General features: G+C 63.8%; 18 protein-coding genes. 12 read left to right on the top strand and 6 right to left on the bottom strand.

Features of this window, described 5'->3' with window-relative positions; translation table 11 throughout:
- Positions 1-7: 7 nt before the first annotated feature.
- Positions 8-931 carry a cation diffusion facilitator family transporter gene (locus EJ069_RS01170; protein ID WP_189476122.1) on the top strand — a complete coding sequence of 308 codons (924 nt, stop codon included), beginning with the start codon at positions 8-10 and terminating at the stop codon, positions 929-931.
- Positions 932-1,165: 234 nt separating this feature from the next.
- On the opposite strand, the gene EJ069_RS01165 is transcribed toward EJ069_RS01170, so the two are convergent.
- Positions 1,166-2,266, bottom strand: a complete 1,101-nt coding sequence (locus tag EJ069_RS01165) for a hypothetical protein (RefSeq protein ID WP_126059704.1) — start codon at positions 2,264-2,266, stop codon at positions 1,166-1,168.
- Between the two features lie 99 nt (positions 2,267-2,365).
- Here EJ069_RS01165 and EJ069_RS01160 point away from each other — a divergent pair, with 99 nt between their 5' ends.
- The 7 genes from EJ069_RS01160 to EJ069_RS01130 all read left to right on the top strand — a co-directional run bounded on the left by EJ069_RS01160 (position 2,366) and on the right by EJ069_RS01130 (position 6,788).
- A complete protein-coding gene (locus tag EJ069_RS01160) occupies positions 2,366-2,800 on the top strand; it encodes a DsrE family protein (protein ID WP_126059703.1) in 435 nt (144 codons plus the stop codon).
- 83 nt (positions 2,801-2,883) lie between these two features.
- Positions 2,884-3,657, top strand: a complete 774-nt coding sequence (locus tag EJ069_RS01155; RefSeq protein WP_126059702.1) for an SDR family oxidoreductase — start codon at positions 2,884-2,886, stop codon at positions 3,655-3,657.
- Positions 3,658-3,708: 51 nt separating this feature from the next.
- Positions 3,709-4,020 (top strand): putative quinol monooxygenase, encoded by a 312-nt coding sequence (locus tag EJ069_RS01150; protein ID WP_126059701.1) that lies wholly within the window; start codon positions 3,709-3,711, stop codon positions 4,018-4,020.
- A gap of 147 nt (positions 4,021-4,167) precedes the next feature.
- A complete protein-coding gene (locus EJ069_RS01145) occupies positions 4,168-4,413 on the top strand; it encodes a type II toxin-antitoxin system prevent-host-death family antitoxin (RefSeq protein WP_126059700.1) in 246 nt (81 codons plus the stop codon).
- Positions 4,410-4,796 (top strand): type II toxin-antitoxin system VapC family toxin, encoded by a 387-nt coding sequence (locus EJ069_RS01140; RefSeq protein ID WP_126059699.1) that lies wholly within the window; start codon positions 4,410-4,412, stop codon positions 4,794-4,796. The genes EJ069_RS01145 and EJ069_RS01140 overlap by 4 nt, the downstream gene beginning before the upstream one ends.
- Before the next feature lie 87 nt (positions 4,797-4,883).
- Entirely contained in the window at positions 4,884-5,987 is a 1,104-nt protein-coding gene (locus EJ069_RS01135; protein ID WP_126059698.1) for an AbrB family transcriptional regulator, read from the top strand.
- Between the two features lie 48 nt (positions 5,988-6,035).
- Positions 6,036-6,788 carry an SDR family NAD(P)-dependent oxidoreductase gene (locus EJ069_RS01130; RefSeq protein ID WP_126064600.1) on the top strand — a complete coding sequence of 251 codons (753 nt, stop codon included), beginning with the start codon at positions 6,036-6,038 and terminating at the stop codon, positions 6,786-6,788.
- Between the two features lie 16 nt (positions 6,789-6,804).
- On the opposite strand, the gene EJ069_RS01125 is transcribed toward EJ069_RS01130, so the two are convergent.
- Positions 6,805-7,692: a LysR family transcriptional regulator gene (locus EJ069_RS01125; protein WP_126059697.1), complete on the bottom strand. Its 888-nt coding sequence runs from the start codon at positions 7,690-7,692 to the stop codon at positions 6,805-6,807.
- 144 nt (positions 7,693-7,836) lie between these two features.
- Between EJ069_RS01125 and EJ069_RS01120 the strand changes: the two genes are divergently transcribed.
- From EJ069_RS01120 to EJ069_RS01110, 3 genes are all read left to right on the top strand, one after another.
- Positions 7,837-9,372, top strand: a complete 1,536-nt coding sequence (locus EJ069_RS01120; RefSeq protein ID WP_126059696.1) for an MFS transporter — start codon at positions 7,837-7,839, stop codon at positions 9,370-9,372.
- A 148-nt stretch (positions 9,373-9,520) separates the two neighbouring features.
- The gene (locus tag EJ069_RS01115) at positions 9,521-11,593 is read left to right on the top strand and encodes a TonB-dependent siderophore receptor (RefSeq protein ID WP_126059695.1); all 2,073 of its coding nucleotides are present in this window, start codon (positions 9,521-9,523) and stop codon (positions 11,591-11,593) included.
- Positions 11,593-12,810 (top strand): MFS transporter, encoded by a 1,218-nt coding sequence (locus tag EJ069_RS01110; protein ID WP_126059694.1) that lies wholly within the window; start codon positions 11,593-11,595, stop codon positions 12,808-12,810. The genes EJ069_RS01115 and EJ069_RS01110 overlap by 1 nt, the downstream gene beginning before the upstream one ends.
- Before the next feature lie 12 nt (positions 12,811-12,822).
- On the opposite strand, the gene EJ069_RS01105 is transcribed toward EJ069_RS01110, so the two are convergent.
- Positions 12,823-13,938 (bottom strand): siderophore-interacting protein, encoded by a 1,116-nt coding sequence (locus tag EJ069_RS01105; protein ID WP_245456412.1) that lies wholly within the window; start codon positions 13,936-13,938, stop codon positions 12,823-12,825.
- A gap of 92 nt (positions 13,939-14,030) precedes the next feature.
- Entirely contained in the window at positions 14,031-14,348 is a 318-nt protein-coding gene (locus EJ069_RS01100) for a nuclear transport factor 2 family protein (RefSeq protein ID WP_126059693.1), read from the bottom strand.
- 171 nt (positions 14,349-14,519) lie between these two features.
- Between EJ069_RS01100 and EJ069_RS01095 the strand changes: the two genes are divergently transcribed.
- Positions 14,520-15,560 (top strand): IS110 family transposase, encoded by a 1,041-nt coding sequence (locus EJ069_RS01095; protein ID WP_126059692.1) that lies wholly within the window; start codon positions 14,520-14,522, stop codon positions 15,558-15,560.
- 342 nt (positions 15,561-15,902) lie between these two features.
- On the opposite strand, the gene EJ069_RS01090 is transcribed toward EJ069_RS01095, so the two are convergent.
- Positions 15,903-16,679, bottom strand: coding sequence for an alpha/beta hydrolase-fold protein (locus EJ069_RS01090; RefSeq protein WP_126059691.1), 777 nt, complete (start codon positions 16,677-16,679; stop codon positions 15,903-15,905).
- Between the two features lie 4 nt (positions 16,680-16,683).
- A complete protein-coding gene (locus tag EJ069_RS01085; RefSeq protein WP_126059690.1) occupies positions 16,684-17,850 on the bottom strand; it encodes an ATP-grasp domain-containing protein in 1,167 nt (388 codons plus the stop codon).
- Positions 17,851-17,939: the final 89 nt, after the last annotated feature.

The following is a 17,939-nucleotide window of genomic DNA, read 5'->3' as shown; positions in this document are numbered from 1 at the left end:
CACGACGATGGCCGCGGCGAAAGCCGCGACCAGGCAGAAGGTCGCCAAGCTCGCCTTCTGGTCGATCGTCGTCGCCTTCGTCGTGCTCGCCCTCAAGGTGGCCGCCTGGTACATCACAGGCTCCGTCGCGCTTTATTCCGACGCGGCGGAATCGATCGTCAACGTCATCGCGTCGGCCGCCGCCTTCTGGGCGATCCAGGTCAGCTACAAGCCCGCCGACCAGGACCATCCCTTCGGCCACCACAAGGCCGAATACTTCTCCGCCGTGCTCGAGGGCGTGCTGATCGTCGTCGCGGCGCTCCTGATCCTCAACGAGGTCTGGCAGTCGTGGCAGCATCCGGCCCCGCTCGAGCAGCCCTGGAAGGGCCTTGCCGTCAACAGCTTGGCGACCATCATCAACGCGATCTGGGCCTGGACTCTGATCCAGGTCGGCCGCAACGCCAAGTCGCCAGCATTGGTCGCCGATGGCCAGCACATCATGACCGACGTGGTGACGTCCGTCGGCGTGCTTGGCGGCCTTGTCGGCGCGGTGCTCACCGGTTGGCAGATCCTCGATCCGGCATTGGCCGTGATCGTCGCGCTCAACATCCTTTGGCAGGGCTGGCATGTCATCGGCTCCTCGATGAACGGCCTGATGGATCGTGCCGTCGACAGTCAGGAGAACATGCAGATCCGCGACATCATCTCGGCCAATTCGAAAGGCGCGCTCGAGGTGCATGACCTGAAGACGCGCATCGCCGGACGCGCCACCTTCATCGAGTTCCACCTTGTCGTCGACGCCGACATGACCGTCGGCGCCAGCCATGTCATCTGCGATCGCATCGAGGACGCGCTGAAGGCCGAGATCCCCTCGGTGCGCGTCACCATCCATGTCGAGCCGGACGACGAGGCCAAACTGCCGAAAGGCACCACGGCGGTGCCTTTCGCTTAAAGCGAGTCACCACTTTGGAAGTTAGCCGGAGCCTCCCAACTTCGTCATTGCAGGGCGGAGCAGGAGCGAAGCTCCGTCGCGAAGACCCTGGAATCCGTGCCGTTACCTTTGCCAAGCCGTGCAACGGAGCAGAATTTTGCACCGCAGCAGCGCTTCCAAGTCACGGCATGGATGCTATGGTCTGCGCTGCGTCGCTACGCTCCTTGCTCCGCCATAGAATGACGAAGTGAATGTTCATGGAGCACACGCCGACTGCGGCATCGGCTGCAGCCGATAAACCTTGTCGTCGGACTTGGTCTTGCCGTCCGCCGCCTTCGAACAGAGATCGACAACCGCCACCGCACTGTTGGGATTGGCCAGCATCATCGTGCCATTGTGGCCGCGCTTGAGAAAAATCTCCTTCTGCGAGATGTCGCAGGAAAAATCGCTCATCTTGGAGCTTGCCGAGCAGCGCCACTGGTCGGCCTCGCCCTGGCAGGAATAGGTCTGCGTGACCTTTTCCCCCTTCTGCCTGGTCGTCACCGAAACGGCAATGTCCGCCCCGTCGGGCCAGTTCGCGGCATCGCCGCCGGCGACGAAGGAAGCGAGCTCGACCGGCCCGCGGAAGACGCGGATCGATTGCGTCAGCTGGTTGGGATGTGTTTTCAGATGCGCGTCATCATAGTCGCGCCCGAAGCAGAAGGGTTGATCCGGCTTCAGCCGCACGCGCAGCGGATCACCCAGCGCCGGGTCGATGGGGTCGATGCGCGCGAACTCCGCCTTGCAGGTCTCGGCCGGCATCGGCTCCAGCTTGAAATTGTCGTCCTCGCTACCCAGCGCCTGCCTGTTGTACTCGGCTTTGCCGAGATCCTCCTCCGCGCCAGCGTCGAGATACACATCAGGCTGTACGTTGGAGAGCATCAGCCGGCCCTTGTCGTCGACTTTCAGCGAGGCGAGCGTGCGGTCGCAATCCATGCCGCAACGGATGCCACTCGCCTTGTCGCTCGGATCCTCCTTGTTGCACCAGCCGGCCGCCCAGTCGGACTTCTTGGCGCCGCGGACGGTGGTGGTGAGAAAGCCGTTATAGGAAGTATCCTGGTTGGCGGGGGGTTCTTCGTTCGGCCGGCTGACCGGATCATGGCCATAGAAGAAAAAGATGCGCTCCACTTTCTGGTGCGGATGCGCCTTGAGATGGGCGGCGTCGTAGATGCGGCCGAAGCAGACATCGGCACCGGTCGGGCTGAGCTCGGGAAGTTTGGGCGGCTGTTCGGCGCGCGCCGCGCCGGCAAAAGCGGCAAGGGCGGCGCAAAGCGCTACGCCCGCCATGGTCCTCACCGCCATGGTCCTCGATGTCATGTGACCCTCCTCCCCCGACACGACTGGCTTTATGCTAGTCTAGGAGCGCCGCCCGGACCATGCAAAATCGCGCGAGCGGGCGAGCGAATGGAGGGTACAATGCTGCGCCGTGACATTTTTCGTGCCGGGCTTGCCGGCGCCGCGGGCCTTTTCGGCCTGAACCGGGCCAACGCGGCAACGGCTGAGGAGAAGCCGAAGGTCGCTTATCACCTCAGCGACGCCGACAAGGTCAACTTCGTCCTCGGCAACATCAAGAACCACTATGAGGGCACCGGCGGCAATGTCGATATTGTCCTTGTGGTGCATGGTCCGGCACTGGCCGCCTTCAAATCCAAGGGCGCTTCCGGCGCCGTTTCCAGCCGCTTTGCCGGCCTCGTCCAGCAGGGGCTCGTCCCGCAGGCCTGCGGCAACACCCTGCGCGGCATGGACATTACGCTGACCGACCTGCTGACTGGCTTCCAGCTTGCCGAGAAGGGCGGCGTCGTCAAACTCGCCGAACTGCAGCATCAGGGCTATGTCTATCTCAGGCCCTGAACGCGGCCACGCTTGAACGCCACCCACTTGAACGGAAGGCCGGCAATGGCCTACGAAATGTGCCAACCTGGAGGCCAGCCGACATGACCACACTTGCCATCCCAGATCTTGCCGGCAAGGCGGTGCTGGTCACCGGCGCCTCGACCGGCATCGGTGCCGCCCTTGCCCGCGCTTACGCGGCGCAGAAATGCCGCGTCGCGCTGCATTACAATGCGAGCCGCGCACCCGCCGAAGCCGTGGCCGAAGCCATCCGCGACGATGGCGGCGAGGTGTTTCTGGTTCAGGGCGATTTTTCGATACCCGCCGACGTCGAGCGTGTGGTCGAAGAGAGCGCAAACCATTTCGGCCGGCTCGACGGCCTGGTCAACAATGCCGGCGGCATGCTCGGCCGCATCGCCTATGCCGATCAGGACGAAGCGCATTACGACGCGGTGATGGACCTCAACGCCCGCTCGGTGCTGACCGCCTCGCGCAAGGCGATCCCGTGGCTGAAGCGCCAGGGCGGCTTCATCATCAACACCACCTCGATCGCCGCGCGCAACGGCGCCGGCGGCGGCGCCGGCCTGTATGGTTCGTCGAAAGCCTTCGTCTCCAACGTGACGCGCGGCATGGCGAAGGAACTCATCGGCTTCGGCATCCGCGTCAATGCGGTGGCGCCAGGCACGATCCTGACGCCGTTCCACGAACGCTATTCGAGCGCTGAGCAGATCAAGGCGATGGTGGCGACCATTCCGCAGGGACGCGCCGGAACGGCCGAGGATTGCGTCGGCGCCTACCTGTTCCTGTCGTCCGATCTGTTGAGCGGCTACATCATCGGCCAGGTGATAGAGGTTAATGGCGGCCAGTTGATGCCGTGAGCCGGCGATTGCATACTTGATTGAGCGTGCAACCTGGAGGGAGATCAAGGCATGTACGGATTGATCGGCAAGATGCGGGCGGCGCGCGGCAAGCGCGATGCGGTCATGGACGTGCTGCGCGAAAGCACTGCCGCGCTCCCCGGCTGCCTGAGCTACATCATCGCCACCGATCCGGCCGACGCCGACGCCATCTGGGTCACCGAGGTGTGGACCGACCAGGCGAGCCACAAGGCCTCGCTGCAATTGCCGGAAGTCCAGGCCGCGATTGCCAGGGCGCGTCCCTTCATCGCCGGCTTCGAATTCCAGATCGAGACTCATCCGGTCGGCGGCTTTGGACTTCCTGCGCCGGAAAAGGCCGGCTGAGCTCTTCGAAAACCTCAAAACTTGCTGGCTGAGTCGCGGCCTTCTGCAACATCGCTATTGGCGGCAGATATCCAGTTGCCGAGCACTTGTAATACCTAAACTAATAAACTAAGTTTATCGGACTAAGTCTGATTGGGGTGAACAACGATGCAGACCGTAAACATCCACAATGCCAAGACCAATCTCTCACGTCTCGTGGACCAGGCTGCCAAGGGTGAGCCATTCATAATTGCGAAGGCGGGCAAGCCGCTGGTCAAGGTCGTTCCCATCGATCAGCCAGCCGGGGCACAGAAAAAACGGCTTGGTTTCATGGTTGGCCAGTTTTCCGTGCCCGACGATTTCGATCGCATGGGTCAAGATGAGATCGAACAGTTGTTCGGCCTCAAAAAATGAAATTGTTGCTCGACACCCACTTGCTTCTATGGGCGGCCAGTGAGCCAGACCGGCTGCCACTTACGGCCGTGGCCGAGATGGAGGCTACGTCAAACGAATTGCTTTTCAGTGCTGCCAGCCTTTGGGAGGTCGCAATCAAACGTGGCCTTGGGAAGGAAGGCTTCACCGTCGATCCGCGTTTGCTTCGGCGCGGCCTTCTCGACAACGGCTATGGCGAATTAGCCATCACCAGTGAGCACGCCGTCGCTGTCGACGGACTTCCGTCCCTCCACAAAGATCCCTTCGACCGAATTCTTATTGCCCAAGCGACCGTGGAAGGCATCACCTTACTGACTGTGGACGATCTTGTCGCCCGTTACCCTGGTCCTGTCCGAAAGGTCTGAGCAGAGATCCGTCAAAGACAGGATCGGGGTTTGGTTTTCCTGTGTATTGGGGTTCGCATTTCCCAGTTCCAGGTCTAAGACCAAAATATGGACTCCTCCCCAGAGCAACCATACCAGGACCAGACGCCGATCGAGCGCATGGCGCGGCTGCGCCCGCCGCGGCAATGGCTGGTGCTTTTGGTGTTCTCGCTGCTCTTCGCCGGCGCGCTGGAACTCGCCGCCCTGCCGGCGGCGCTGCTGATCGGCCCTATGCTTGCCGCCATCCTCGCCGGCACCAACGGCGCCACCGTCCGCGTGCCGCGCCACCTGTTCGGTTCGGCCCAGGCGATCGTCGGCTGCCTGGTGGCGGATTCGATCGCCGCCGACATCTTTTCGGCCTTTTACAAGGAATGGCCGCTTTTCCTCGGTGTGGTGATAGCAACCGTTACCGCCTCCAGCCTGCTTGGCTGGCTGATCAGCCGCTGGCGCATCCTGCCCGGCACCACGGCGGTCTGGGGCTCCTCGCCCGGCGCCGCCACGGCCATGGTGCTGATGGCTGGCGCCTTTGGCGCCGACCAGCGTCTCGTCGCCTTCATGCAATATCTGCGCGTCATCTTCGTCTCGATGACGGCCGCGCTCGTTGCCAGCATGTGGGTCGACACATCCGGCGTCGAGGTGCCGCCCATCGTCTGGTTTCCGCCGATCGATGCCTTAGCCTTCGCCGCCACCATCGGCATCGCGGTCATAGGCGGCCTGGCCGGAAAGCTGGTCAGGCTGCCCTCGCCGTTCTTTCTCGGCACCTTCATTTTCGGCGCGGTGATCCATCTCGGCCTCGGCGTGCCGATGCAGTTGCCGCCCTGGCTGCTGGCGATCAGCTACGCCATGGTCGGCTGGTCGATCGGGTTGAACTTCACGCGTCCGATCCTGCGCCACGCGGCGCGCGCGCTGCCGCAGATCGTCGGCTCGATCGTCGCGCTGATCGCCTTTTGCGGCGGCATGGCCTTCGTCATCAGCCGCCTGCTCGGCATCGATCCGCTGACCGCCTATCTGGCGACCAGCCCCGGCGGCATGGACAGCGTCGCCATCATCGCCGCCGCGGCACGCAACGTCGACATCTCCTTCGTCATGGCCTTGCAGTCGGCACGCTTCCTGGTCGTGCTGCTCATTGGGCCAAGCGTAGCCAGGCTGGTGGCGCGAAACGTGAGGGCCTGATCCGCGCTATTGCAAGGTGGGAGCGAGGAAATGCCCATGAACCGTCGTGTGAATGCCGTCGATCTTTCCGGCCGCGTCGCCGTGGTGACCGGCGGCGCCCAAGGCATCGGCCTTGCGGTCGCGCGACGCTTGTTGTCGTCGGGCGCCGGCGTGGCCATCTGGGACATCGACCAGGCCGCAATGGCCAAGGCCGTAGCCGAACTCGCTTCGCTCGGCCGGCTCGAGGCCATCCTTTGCGACCAGTCGCAGATCGAATCCGTCGATCGCGCCGCCGCCGAGACCGAGCGGACGCTTGGCCCCGTCGATCTTCTCGTCAACAATGCCGGCATTGCCGGGCCGGCGGCCACCGTGGTCGACTACGATCCCGCCGCCTGGCGCCAGATCATCGATATCGACCTCCACGGCGTCTTCTATTGCTGCAAGCGCCTGGTGCCCGGCATGGTCGCGCGCAATTACGGCCGCATCGTCAACATCTCCTCGGTGGCCGGCAAGGAGGGCAATCCCAACGCCGCCGCCTATTCGGCCGCCAAGGCCGGCGTGCTGGCGCTGACCAAATCGCTCGGCAAGGAGCTCGCCGGATACGACATAGCCGTCAACGCGCTGACGCCCTCGCCCGCCCGCACCCGCATTCTGGAGCAGCTCACCGAGGCCCAGGTCGCCTACATGCTCGGCAAGGTGCCGCGCGGCCGTTTCGTCGAGGTCGAGGAGGCGGCCGCCATGATCGCCTTCATGCTGTCGGACGAGAACTCCTTCACCACCGGCGCCACCTTCGACCTCTCGGGCGGTCGCACCACCTACTGACCACCCCGCGGGGGACCTATCGCCCGACAGCAAGCCGCTCGGGCAGGAAATCGACGAAGACGCGGACCTTCGGCGAGAGGTGGCGATTGGATGGCCACAGCATGCGGAACTGGCCGCGGCCGTCGACATGTTCGTCGAGCACGGTCCGCAGCCTTCCGTCATGCAGCGCCTCCCGCACCAGGAAATCGGGCATGCAGGCGATGCCGAGACCGGCAAGCGTCGCGCCCTTCAATGCCTCCATGTTGTTGCAGGTCAGCATCGAGCGTATCTGCGGCGCGGCGCTTCCGGTGATGAATGGCCATTGCAGCAGCCTGCCGCTGTTGAGAAAACGGAAATGGATGCCGAAATGCGCTACCAGATCCGCGGGCGTGCCGGGCGTGCCATGCCGATCGAGATAGCACGAGGCCGCGCACAGGATCATGCGAAAGGGCGCGACCGGCCTCGACACCAACCGTGAATCGGGCAGTTCGCCGCTGCGGATCGCGACGTCGATGCCCTCTTCGATGACGTCGACGATGCGATCGTTGAAATCGATATCGAGCTCGATTTCCGGGTATCGCGCCATGAATTCCGACAGCACCGGCAACAGCAGGTGATAGGTGACGATCGGCGTCGAGATTCGCAGCCGCCCGTGCGGCGTCTCGCGTGTCCGCGACAGCATTGCCTCGGCGTCGTCGATGTCGTCGAGGATGCGGCGCACCCGATCGTTGAACAGCTTGCCCTCCTCGGTCAGGCCGATGCGCCGGGTGCTGCGCTGCAGGAGCCGCACGCCGAGCTCCTGCTCGAGCCGGGCGACGCTCTTGCCGACGGCGGAAGCGGAAATTCCGAGCGCTCGCCCCGCGCTGACGAAACTGCCGAATTCGGCGGTGCGGGCAAAGGCAAGAAGGCCGTTGAGACGATCCATCGCTTGAATCCATTCGAGCGTTTCATCCCGGTATGAATGGAGATTTAATACTATTTTGCCGGAAATGTCCCCGTCCTATCTTTGGTTGCGATCGGCGACGCGAGTCAGCGCAAGCCGGCAATTCCTCCTCGGATAGGAAAATCCATGACGTTGATGACCAGAACCGGCCCCGCCGGCAGATGGCTTGTGCTGCTGTCGGTCTGCCTTGCCGCCATGACGATGCCGTTGAGCTTTACCGGCCCCGCCGTGGCGCTTTCTCGCATTGCCGCCGATCTCGGCGGCAGTCCGCTCGCGCTCGATTGGGTGACCAATGCCTTCATGCTGACCTTCGGCGCCGGCCTGATGGCGGCCGGGGCATTGGCCGACAACCATGGCCGCAAGCGCATCTTCCTCGCCGGCCTCGCCGTCTACCTCCTTGCCGCGCTGGGCTGCATGCTGGCGCCGGACATCGTCTGGTTCGACATGTTCCGCGCCTTGCAAGGCATAGGCGGTGCTGCCGCCTTCGCCGGCGGTGCCTCAGCACTTGCCCAGGAATTCGACGGGCAATCGCGGCTGCGCGCCTTCAGTTTCCTCGGCACCAGCTTCGGCATCGGGCTCGCCTTCGGCCCTGTCGCCTCCGGCCTGCTCATCGATACATTCGGCTGGCGCGCGATCTTCCTTCTGGTGGCGGCGCTTGGCGTTGCCGCGGCCGCGCTGGGCCTGCGCACCGTCACCGAATCACGCGACCCGGACGCAACCGGGCTCGACTGGGCTGGCGCCGGCACCTTCACCATCGCGCTTGCCGCGCTGACCTACGGCGTGCTGCAGGCGCCTCAAAGCGGCTGGGCCGATCCCTTCGTTCTCGCACTCCTTGGCGTGGCTGCCGTCGGCTTTGCCGCCTTCGTCATTGTCGAGCGGCGGGTGCGCCGGCCGATGCTGGACCTGACGTTGTTCCGCTTCCCGCGTTTCGTCGGCGTCCAGTTCCTGGCCGCGGCACCCGCCTATGCCTTCGTCGTCCTGCTCGTGCTCCTGCCGATCCGCTTCATCGGTATAGAGGGGATGAGCGAGATCAAGGCGGGGCAGTTGATGATCTGCCTCTCCGGCCCGCTGCTGATCCTGCCGCTGCTCGCCGGCCAGGCGGCGCGCTGGATCGCGCCCGCCACGATCTGCGGCGTTGGCCTCCTCGTCGCAGCGGCCGGCCTTGTCTGGCTCAGCCGCGTGCCTGCGGCGGACGGCGCGTTGGTGGCCCCGCTGGTCCTGATCGGCATCGGCATCGCCTTGCCCTGGGGGCTCATGGACGGACTGGCGGTCAGCGTCGTGCCGAAGGAGCGCGCCGGCATGGCGGTCGGCATCTTCAACACCACCCGCGTCGCCAGCGAGGGCGTGGCCCTGGCGATCGTCATGGCGGTCCTGTCGGGTTTCACGGCTACGCAGCTCGGCGCTCAAGGACTGGCCTCGCCTGCCGAAGCGGCCGCGGCCGCACAGTTGCTGGCAACCGGCAACATCGCCGCAACGATCCAACACCTGCCGATGGCTGGCGCCACGGCTCTCATCCAGGCCTATGAGACTGCTTTCGACCGGCTGCTCATCGTGCTGGCGACGATCACCGTGCTTACTGCCATCATCGTCTTCCTCGGCCTGCGTCGCGGATCGGCGCCACAGCAAGACATCGCTCCTCTCCCGGCCAGCCAGGAAGGCTGACGGGGCGTGACGCCATCAAGTTCGGGGAGGCGTCAAAAAATACTTGACTCACATTTTCATATTTGAGAGCGCGGAGGCGTGATCAAACATGAGTATTGGAGACAGGTTAATGCCAAAGCGGTCGAGGATGTGGCGCCGGGGATTATCATTGCTGGCGGGCAGCGCCATCCTCGGCCATGTCTGGCCGGCACTTGCCCAGGACGGCGGCGACGCCACCGTTCTCGACAGGATTGAGGTGACCGCCGAGAGCAACGAGATCCTGAAGCAGGACGGCTATGTCGCCAAGAAGGACCGCATCGGCACCAAGACCGACACGCCGATCGCCAGGATCCCGCAGGCGGTCTCGGTCGTGACGCAAAAGCAGATCGAGGACCAGAAGCCGCGTACGCTGAACGACGCGCTGGGCTATACGGCCAGCGCCAATCCGAACAGCTTCGGTTTCGACACGCGCTACGACGCCTTCTTCCTGCGCGGTTTCCAGGCCTTCTACAACAGTATGTTCCGCGACGGGCTGCGCCAGTACAACGGCCCTTCCGCCTGGTTCAAGACAGAACCTTACGGCATCGAGGGCGTCACCATCCTGAAGGGACCGGCATCCTCGCTTTACGGCGTCAGCGGTCCGGGCGGCATCGTCAACGTCGTCACCAAGCGGCCCAAGGACGAGCCGTTCCATGAGATCGAGCTGCTGGCCGGCGAGCACAACCGCTTCCAGGCCGCGCTCGATGCTTCCGGGCCGGTCAATGACGACGGCAGCATTCTCTACCGCTTCACCAGCCTCGGCCGCCTGAGCGAGACCGGTCTGCCCGACTATCCCGACGACAAGCTCTATCTGGCGCCGGCCGTCACCTTCAAGCCGGACGAGGACACCAAGCTCACCATTCTCGGCGAATATTCGAAGTCCGTCACCGGCGGCACCGCGGCCTTCTACAACTCCGCCTATGGCGCGCTGTCGAACGTCTATGAAGGCGATCCGGCCTGGAACGATTTCACCCAGGACCAGGGACGCATCGGCTACGAGTTCGAGCACCGCTTCAACGACTGGCTGACCGTGCGCCAGAACCTGCGTTACAACGCCGTCGACTCGGACATCGAATATAGCGGCCATTACTCGATCGGCGCCGATCAGCCGCTAGAGCGCTACTGGGGCCATTACACGGAAGCGATGAAGAACTTCGTCGTCGACAACATGGCCCAGCTTGAATTCGACACCGGTCCGGTCAAGCACACAGCGATCGCCGGCACCGATTACGCTTGGTCGGACTATGGCGCCGGCAGCGGGCTCTCCTATGTCTCGGCCGAGGACATCAAGGCCGCCCCCGTCCCGCATTCCGGCGGGCAGGAGATGAACCAGCTCGGCGTCTACCTGCACGACCAAATGGAGTGGAATGATTTCACCCTGTTCACCAGCGGCCGCTACGACTGGGTGGACACAACCTCCACGGCCGCCGATTTCAGCCAGTCGAAGCAGAAGGACAGCGCCTTCTCCGGCCGCGTCGGCCTGTCCTACCGGACCGAATGGGGCATCGTTCCCTACGTCAACTATTCGACCTCGTTCTCGCCCAACATCGGCTTCGTCTATGACGACATTACGAGTTCCGTCGGCCGCGTCGCCCGCCCCACCATCGCCACGCAGAAGGAGATCGGCGTCAAATACGAGATCCCCGACCACAACGCGACCGTCAGCGCCGCGCTGTTCGACATCGACCAGAAGGACGGCGTCGTCTTCGACGCCTCGACCGGCATCAACAAGCAGCGCCAGCTCGACCTAAACTCGCGCGGCGTCGAGCTGGAGGCCAATGCCTCGCTTGACAATGGCTTCAGCGTCATCGCCTCCTACACCTATCTGCGTGTGAAGATCGAACGCGGCGCCGAAGGCACCGACGGCAAGGAACTGTCGGCGACGCCGAACCACATCCTGTCGCTCTGGGGCCATTATCAATTCGAGAACGGCACGCTGGAAGGGCTCGGACTCGGCGCCGGTGTGCGCTTCGCCGGCGCCAGCTACGGCGACGACACCAACACGTTCAAGAATGACGCGCGTGCCTTCGTCGACGCCTCGCTGTCCTACGATTTCGGCTATCGCAATCCGAAGCTCGAAGGCGTGAAGCTGCAGATCAACGCCAAGAACCTGTTCGACAACCAGCAGACGATCTGCTCGGCCGGCTATTGCTACCGCGACGAGGGCCGCTCGCTGTTCGGCAGCCTGCGCTATCGTTTCTGATGTCGGTCTCCGCCTCGAACCGGGCCGCCTCGTCGCCGGCCGCCATCGTCGCGGCGATCGGCGGCCTCTATGTGGCCCAGAGCGTGATCGGCGGCATCACCTGGACGGGCCTCCCGGCCGTGATGCGCGACCAGGGCCTGCCGCTCGACCGTATCGGCCTGCTCACCCTGATTGCCCTGCCATGGGCGCTGAAATTCCTATGGTCGCCGACGGTGGAGCGCTACCGGCTTCCGCTGTCGGGGCGGAACCGAACCGGCGCGATCGTCCTCATCGGTGGCCTGGTCTCCATCGCCGGACTGCTGGCTGTCGCGCAACTCGGCCCGGCCGCTTTCTGGCCCGTGGTCGCCTGCCTGACGGTGGTTGCCTTTGCAGCCTCGACGGTCGATATCGCCTGCGACGGTTTTGCAGTGCAGAACCTTGCCGGCAAGAATCTCGGCTGGGGTAATGCGGCCCAGGTCGGCGGCGCCTATCTCGGCTCGGCGATCGGCGGCGGCCTGTTCCTCTTCCTTGTCGATCTCCAGGGCTGGCGTCCGGCGATGTCGGCCTTGGCCTCGCTGCTGGTGCTGCTCGGCCTGCCCTTCCTGCTCGGCGTCGCTGGCCGGCCGCACGAGGAAGTTCGCGACCACGTGCCCTCGCTCGGCATGGCGTTGCGGCGTCCGCAGATACAACGCGGCCTGGTGGCGTCGGCGATCTACGTTCTGGCGCAGAAGGCGGCGCTGGCGATGCTCGGCCCGTTTCTCGTCGATGCCGGGCTCAGCCTTTCCACCATCGGCCTGGTCAACGGCGCCGGCAGCATGATCCTCGGCGTCGCGGCCGCCCTTGCCGGCGGCGCGCTCGTCCGATGGTTGGGCACGCGCAGCGTGCTTGTGCTCGCGCTCGTCTTGCAGGCTGGATCGCTGTTCGTCCTCGCCGCCTTCGCGCTTTCGGGCGTTTTCCCGGCAGGCCCGCTGGCAGCCGTCGCAATGCTGAGTTCCTCCGGCATCATGGCGCTCGGCTTCGTCGCGCTTTATGCGCAGTTCATGTGCTGGTCGGACCCGAGGCAAGCGGGCGTCGATTTCACGCTTTTCCAGTGCATGGACGCATTGGTCAGCATGGCGGGCGGCATCCTGGCCGGCTATGCGGCGCAGCATCTGGGCTACGGTGCGCTGTTTGCCGGAGCGGGCGTGGTCGCGCTGCTGGCAGCGCCGGCGATCGCCATGGTCAGCGGCCGCGACTGAGACGAGACGGCGCTATTCCTCGCCGGCTCCGTCCTCGCCTTGCACGCCGCGGCGCCAATAGGCGGTGACCAGATGCCGGTCGCGCGGCAAGCCCCATCCCTTGCGTGCTATCCGGCGGATCTCGCGAAAGTCGGCGAACTCGCATCCCGCCCAGACATAGAGATCGTCAGGGCATGGCAGCCGGGCGCGTTCGCGCAATGCCTGCGGAAGCAGGCCGGCGCGGCCTGCTTCGCGGCCATGCCGGTAGAGCCAACGGACGGCGATGTTCTCGCCCGCCGACAACGTCACCCGCTCTTGCGGACCATCGACCTCGATGAAGGCCTCGGCGCGGGCGGACGGCGCCAGGTCTTCCAGCATCCGGCCAATCGCCGGAAGCGCGGTATCGTCGCCCAGAAGCAGCAGGTTGGACGCCTCGGGCAAACCGCCACCGCCGGGGCCGATCATGCCGATGATGTCGCCGGCCCGCGCATTCTGCGCGAAGCTCGCGGCCGGCGTCTCGGCGCCCGGATGCAGCACGAAGTCGATGTCGAGCCAGCCCTCGGCCACGTCCAGCGCGCGGATCGTATAGACCCGGATGGTCAGCGCATCCTCGCCCGACGGCCAGACGATAAGGCCGTCGGCGCCCATGGTCGGCCAGACCGCCTGCCGGCCGGCCGGCGGCAACAGAAGCCGGACATGAAATCCGCCATGGGCGAAGCGGCCGAGGTCGCGGACGGAGAATCGCAGGCGCTGCATATGCGGCGACAACCGCGTCGAGGACAGCACCGATATTTCGCGGAAGAACACCGGCGTCCCAGCGTCCGTGCCGTCCCCATGCCAGCGCAATCCTTCGGTCGTGCTGAGATGTGCGGCGATATGGCCGGCAAAGATCATCTTCATATAGGAGAGGCAGGTCTCGTCCTGCGCCGCCACACGTACCAGCACGCCGTGATCGTCGAACGATGCGTTCAACGAGCCGTAATGCATGCGGAATTCCCATCGGCCGGCATCGCCGGTGTCGATTTCATAGTCGCTATGCTCGGCGCGCAGCCTGTCCATCACCACGCGAATGTCATCGTTTTGGATACGAGTTTGCGCGTTCAAGAGCTTCATCGCCGGGCCTTTCGATGTCGTCACGGGTACCGGCATGCCACAGCGTCGGCGGCTTTGCCACTAAAACATGATCAATAAAGTCATATTTTGAGTCGACTTGCGGAAAGACCCAGCCTCCTGTCCGGTTTTCAACTGATAACCAGGCTCGCGATCCGGTCGCCGTAAAGCGTGAAGGCCATGTCGCCCTCGCCGTTGAAGCCATTGCCCGTCACGGCGACCCGGGCATGGTGGACGCCATCGCGCTGCGCGATGCGGACGATGCGAAGATTGGACTGCACGCCGATATTGTCCGATCGGTTCCACCGCGCGACTCCGTCGCGCCCATGGAAATCGCGACCCCAGTCGCTCAGGAAAGCGTCGTCAGTGAATGTGCCGAGAAAGGCCTCGCTATCGCCGGCGTTGGTGGCTTCGACAAAGCGGCGGATCGGATCGGGCGTGATGGTCATGGGCTGAGCCTCCAAGCTGTGCTGAGATTCAGGTCAGGCCGAGTCGAGAACGGCGGTTTCCGAGAACCGGAGCGGAGCGTACTTGAAGTACGTGTTGGGGTGGACGGCCCCCGACGGCATCACAATGTGCCAGAATGAGGTCGTTGCAGATCTCATCAAGGGAGACCGTCCGTGGATAAACTTATTCGCATTGGCATGGATACGTCAAAGAGCGTTTTCCAGCTACATGGGGTGAATGAAGCCGAACAACCGGTGTTGCGCAAGAAGCTACGGCGCAATCAGGTGCTCACCTTCTTTGCCGGGCTTGCGCCGCTGAAGGTTGGCATGGAGGCCTGTGGCGCGGCGCATTACTGGGCGCGGGAGTTGCGCGCGTTGGGCCATGAGGTGCTGCTGATGCCGGCGCAGCACGTGAAGCCCTATGTCCAGCGCTCTAAATCGGATGCGGCCGATGCCGATGCGACTTGTGAAGCGATGAACCGGCCCCGCATGCGTTTCGTTGCCGTCAAGAGCGCCGATCAGCAGGCAGCGCAGATGCTGGCGAAGCTGCGAGCGCAGTTCATCGACCGGCGCACGCAGCTCTCCAATTCGATCCGCGGCTTTGCGGCGGAGTTCGGTCTGATCGCACCCAAGGGACTTTCCCGGCTTGGTGATCTTTTGGCCGACATTCGCGCCGACGCGACGATCCCGGATATGGCCAGGGACATGTTCGAGACGCTGGCGCGCGATTACGCCCACATCAGTGCCGAGGTTGCCGTGCTCGATGAGAAGCTGCTTGCGTTTCATGGGCAAAACGAAGTCAGCCGGCGGCTGGCCGCCATACCGGCAGTCGGTCCCGTTGGAGCGACGTTGCTGGCCATCAAGGTTACGGATGCGCATGGCTTCAAGTCGGGGCGCGATTTTGCCGCCTGGCTAGGACTGACGCCGAAGAACCATTCGACAGCAGGCAAAAACAGGCTTGGGGTGATCACCCGCGCCGGCGACGAGATGCTGCGAAGCGTGCTGGTGGCGGGCGCCACCGCTCTCATCCAACACATGCGGCGAGGCAGCAAGAGGGTCTGGCCTTGGTTACAGGCTCTGATCGCGCGCAAAGCTCCCAAGCTTGCGGCGGTGGCGCTGGCCAACAAGCTGGCCCGCATCGCCTGGAAGCTGATGGTCAGCGGCGAGCAATACCGCCCCATCGGCGCTACTTATCCAGCGCCTGTGCTGCCGTGAGAGCATTAAGAGTTCGGTGTCGAGCGCACGTTCGACACTGAAGGCCGGAACTTGCAAGTAGAGGAGAAGATGGTGTGACCGGTCGAACCGGGACGAGCGAGACACTCCGAGGTGCTCACCGGCAGTCAATGTCGCGTACGTGTTTGGAACTCGCTATCCGTGAAGCCCATCTAGGCCAGCGCTCACAAATCCGCGCGCAAAAGGCCGGACATATGAGCGCAAGCGATCAGGTCAAATCATCTCCAGCCAAAGCCTTGCAAGCAGGGGGCCGTCCACATATGAGCACCGGAAGCGCAGGAAACTGCCGTTCGCAGGCCGGGCTCACCTGAATATCGGCACAGCTCAATCCAACCTATGCATCAGATCGTCATCCAGCCAGCGGCCGAAGAAATAGACCAGTTGCTTGTGCCACCATGGCCAGTCATGGCTGACATCGCCGCCCCAATAGTCGACCCAGGCGGGAATGGATTTGTCGCGCAGCACCTGTTCCAGCTCGCGCGTCTCGACCAGCATGCGCTCTTCCCAGGCGCCTTGGCCGCAGCAGAAGATCAGCCTGAGCGCCCTGAGCCGCCCGAGCAGCTTCTGGTCGACGATGCCCGGCAGATAGTCCAGTGGCGAGTTGAAATAGATGTTGCCTTCCAGCTGCCGGCCGAAAAAGTCGCGGGCCGAATAGACGCCCGATAGCGAGATCACGCCGCTCGCGAGCTCGGGAAAACGGAACACGAAATTCGACGAGTGGTAGCCGCCCATCGAGCAGCCGCAGAACAATGGCTTCAAGGTACGGCCGCCATTGGACTTGGCGGCGACCGCCTGCAGCTCCGGCAGCGCCTCTTCCCGCACATAGCGGAAATAGGCCTCGTGCCGCGCGATGCGATGCGCCGCATCGGCATGCTTGTTGAAGAAGGATTCCGAATCGATGCCGTCCAGCGTGAAGAGCTGGATGCGGCCGGTGTCGATGAACTCGGCAAGCGCGCCAACCCCGCCGGAATCCTCGAACTGATAGAAGCGTCCTTGCGAGGTCGGGAACACCACCACCGGGCGCCCGGCATGACCGTAGCGCTTGTATTCCATGTCGCGGCCGAGATTGCGGGCATGGCCCTTGTGATAGGAGACGTCCATCGGCTCAGGCCTTTTCCGCGTGGATATAGTCGACCGCCTGGCGCAGTGCCTTCTGATCCTTCGAACGCATCTGGTAGGCGTAGTTGCCCATGGCGCGGCTGAAGACCTCTTCGATGGCCTGGTGATGGACGATCTTGTCGCCATGGGCGGCTAGCACGTCCGCATGGCTGTGCAAATAGTCGATATGGCGTTTGCGGCTGGCATAGGCGGTGAAATACTTCCCCTTATAGGGGCCTCCGGCGGCATCCTTGACCACCATGTCGGCCCAGGCGGCATAGACGTCGATGTCGAATGTGTAGTTGATGGCGTCTGTCATCCAGGCGCCGGGCGGGCGCATGTTGACCTCGAGCGCGATGACGCGCTTGTCCTTGGTCTCGAACAGCTCGATGTGGAAGAAGCGCTCGCGCACGTCGAACGCTTTGAGGATCTTGCGCCCCGCCTCCTCCACCGCAGGCGTGATCTCGGGGAAGCAGGTGTAGCTCATGTGGCGGTCCTTGTTGACCGCGTCCATGATGCTCTGGTCGTAGCGGTGGCTGGCCGCCAGCACAACCTCGCCGTCGCGGTTGACCAGCCCATCGAAGGTCACCACCAGCCCCTCGATGAACTGTTCCATGACGAACGTGACGTCCTCCGGCTTGTCCCTGAAGAACTGGTCGAGCTCCCTGGCATTGGAGATCTTGAACGTGTTGGAGGCGCCGGAGCCGGAATCCGGCTTGACCACCACAGGGTAGCCGACACGGCGGATGAAGGTCATGGCGCCGGCGCGGTCGGAGCATTTGCGCTGCGGGATGGTCTCGACGCCGCTTTTGCGAAAGAAGGCGCGCATGCGGCTTTTCCGTTTCAGATTCTTCACGAAGTCGAGCTTGGTGCCATAGATGTTGAAGTCGGTGCGGATATTGGCTTCGAGCTCCAGCCAATGCTCGTTGAGCGACTCGAAGCGATCGATGCGGCCCCATTTGTGGATGAAATGGCCCATCGCCCGGAACACGGCATCGTAATCTTCCATGTCCGCGATGCGGTAATATTCCGAAAGCGCGGCCTTCAGCTTGCCGTTCAGGGTCTCGTAAGGCGCGTCACCAATGCCGAGCACGGTGGCCCCGGCCTTTTTCAGCCGGTCGCAGAAATCGGCGCCGTTGGCCGGGAAATGCGGCGAGAAGAACACGAAATTCATGGGCAACCCCTCCCCGAGCTTCGCTTGACAGCCAAGCCTTCGGAACCAAGTCTGGCCCATTTACAAGGCGTGGGGAAGACATCTCCGCC

Origin of the sequence: Mesorhizobium sp. M2A.F.Ca.ET.043.05.1.1 (assembly GCF_003952445.1) — a bacterium.
Lineage (GTDB): Bacteria > Pseudomonadota > Alphaproteobacteria > Rhizobiales > Rhizobiaceae > Mesorhizobium.
The sequence above is the reverse complement of the archived record's forward strand: the minus strand, read 5'-3'. Positions and strand labels throughout refer to the sequence as shown.

Excerpts from the sequence above, each read along its gene's own strand:
- EJ069_RS01170 (WP_189476122.1), top strand. The coding sequence starts at position 8 with ATGGCCGCGGCGAAAGCCGCGACCAGGCAGAAGGTCGCCAAGCTCGCC.
- EJ069_RS01165 (WP_126059704.1), bottom strand. The coding sequence starts at position 2,266 with ATGACATCGAGGACCATGGCGGTGAGGACCATGGCGGGCGTAGCGCTT.
- EJ069_RS01160 (WP_126059703.1), top strand. The coding sequence starts at position 2,366 with ATGCTGCGCCGTGACATTTTTCGTGCCGGGCTTGCCGGCGCCGCGGGC.
- EJ069_RS01155 (WP_126059702.1), top strand. The coding sequence starts at position 2,884 with ATGACCACACTTGCCATCCCAGATCTTGCCGGCAAGGCGGTGCTGGTC.
- EJ069_RS01150 (WP_126059701.1), top strand. The coding sequence starts at position 3,709 with ATGTACGGATTGATCGGCAAGATGCGGGCGGCGCGCGGCAAGCGCGAT.
- EJ069_RS01145 (WP_126059700.1), top strand. The coding sequence starts at position 4,168 with ATGCAGACCGTAAACATCCACAATGCCAAGACCAATCTCTCACGTCTC.
- EJ069_RS01140 (WP_126059699.1), top strand. The coding sequence starts at position 4,410 with ATGAAATTGTTGCTCGACACCCACTTGCTTCTATGGGCGGCCAGTGAG.
- EJ069_RS01135 (WP_126059698.1), top strand. The coding sequence starts at position 4,884 with ATGGACTCCTCCCCAGAGCAACCATACCAGGACCAGACGCCGATCGAG.
- EJ069_RS01125 (WP_126059697.1), bottom strand. The coding sequence starts at position 7,692 with ATGGATCGTCTCAACGGCCTTCTTGCCTTTGCCCGCACCGCCGAATTC.
- EJ069_RS01120 (WP_126059696.1), top strand. The coding sequence starts at position 7,837 with ATGACGTTGATGACCAGAACCGGCCCCGCCGGCAGATGGCTTGTGCTG.
- EJ069_RS01110 (WP_126059694.1), top strand. The coding sequence starts at position 11,593 with ATGTCGGTCTCCGCCTCGAACCGGGCCGCCTCGTCGCCGGCCGCCATC.
- EJ069_RS01105 (WP_245456412.1), bottom strand. The coding sequence starts at position 13,938 with ATGCCGGTACCCGTGACGACATCGAAAGGCCCGGCGATGAAGCTCTTG.
- EJ069_RS01100 (WP_126059693.1), bottom strand. The coding sequence starts at position 14,348 with ATGACCATCACGCCCGATCCGATCCGCCGCTTTGTCGAAGCCACCAAC.
- EJ069_RS01090 (WP_126059691.1), bottom strand. The coding sequence starts at position 16,679 with ATGGACGTCTCCTATCACAAGGGCCATGCCCGCAATCTCGGCCGCGAC.
- EJ069_RS01085 (WP_126059690.1), bottom strand. The coding sequence starts at position 17,850 with ATGAATTTCGTGTTCTTCTCGCCGCATTTCCCGGCCAACGGCGCCGAT.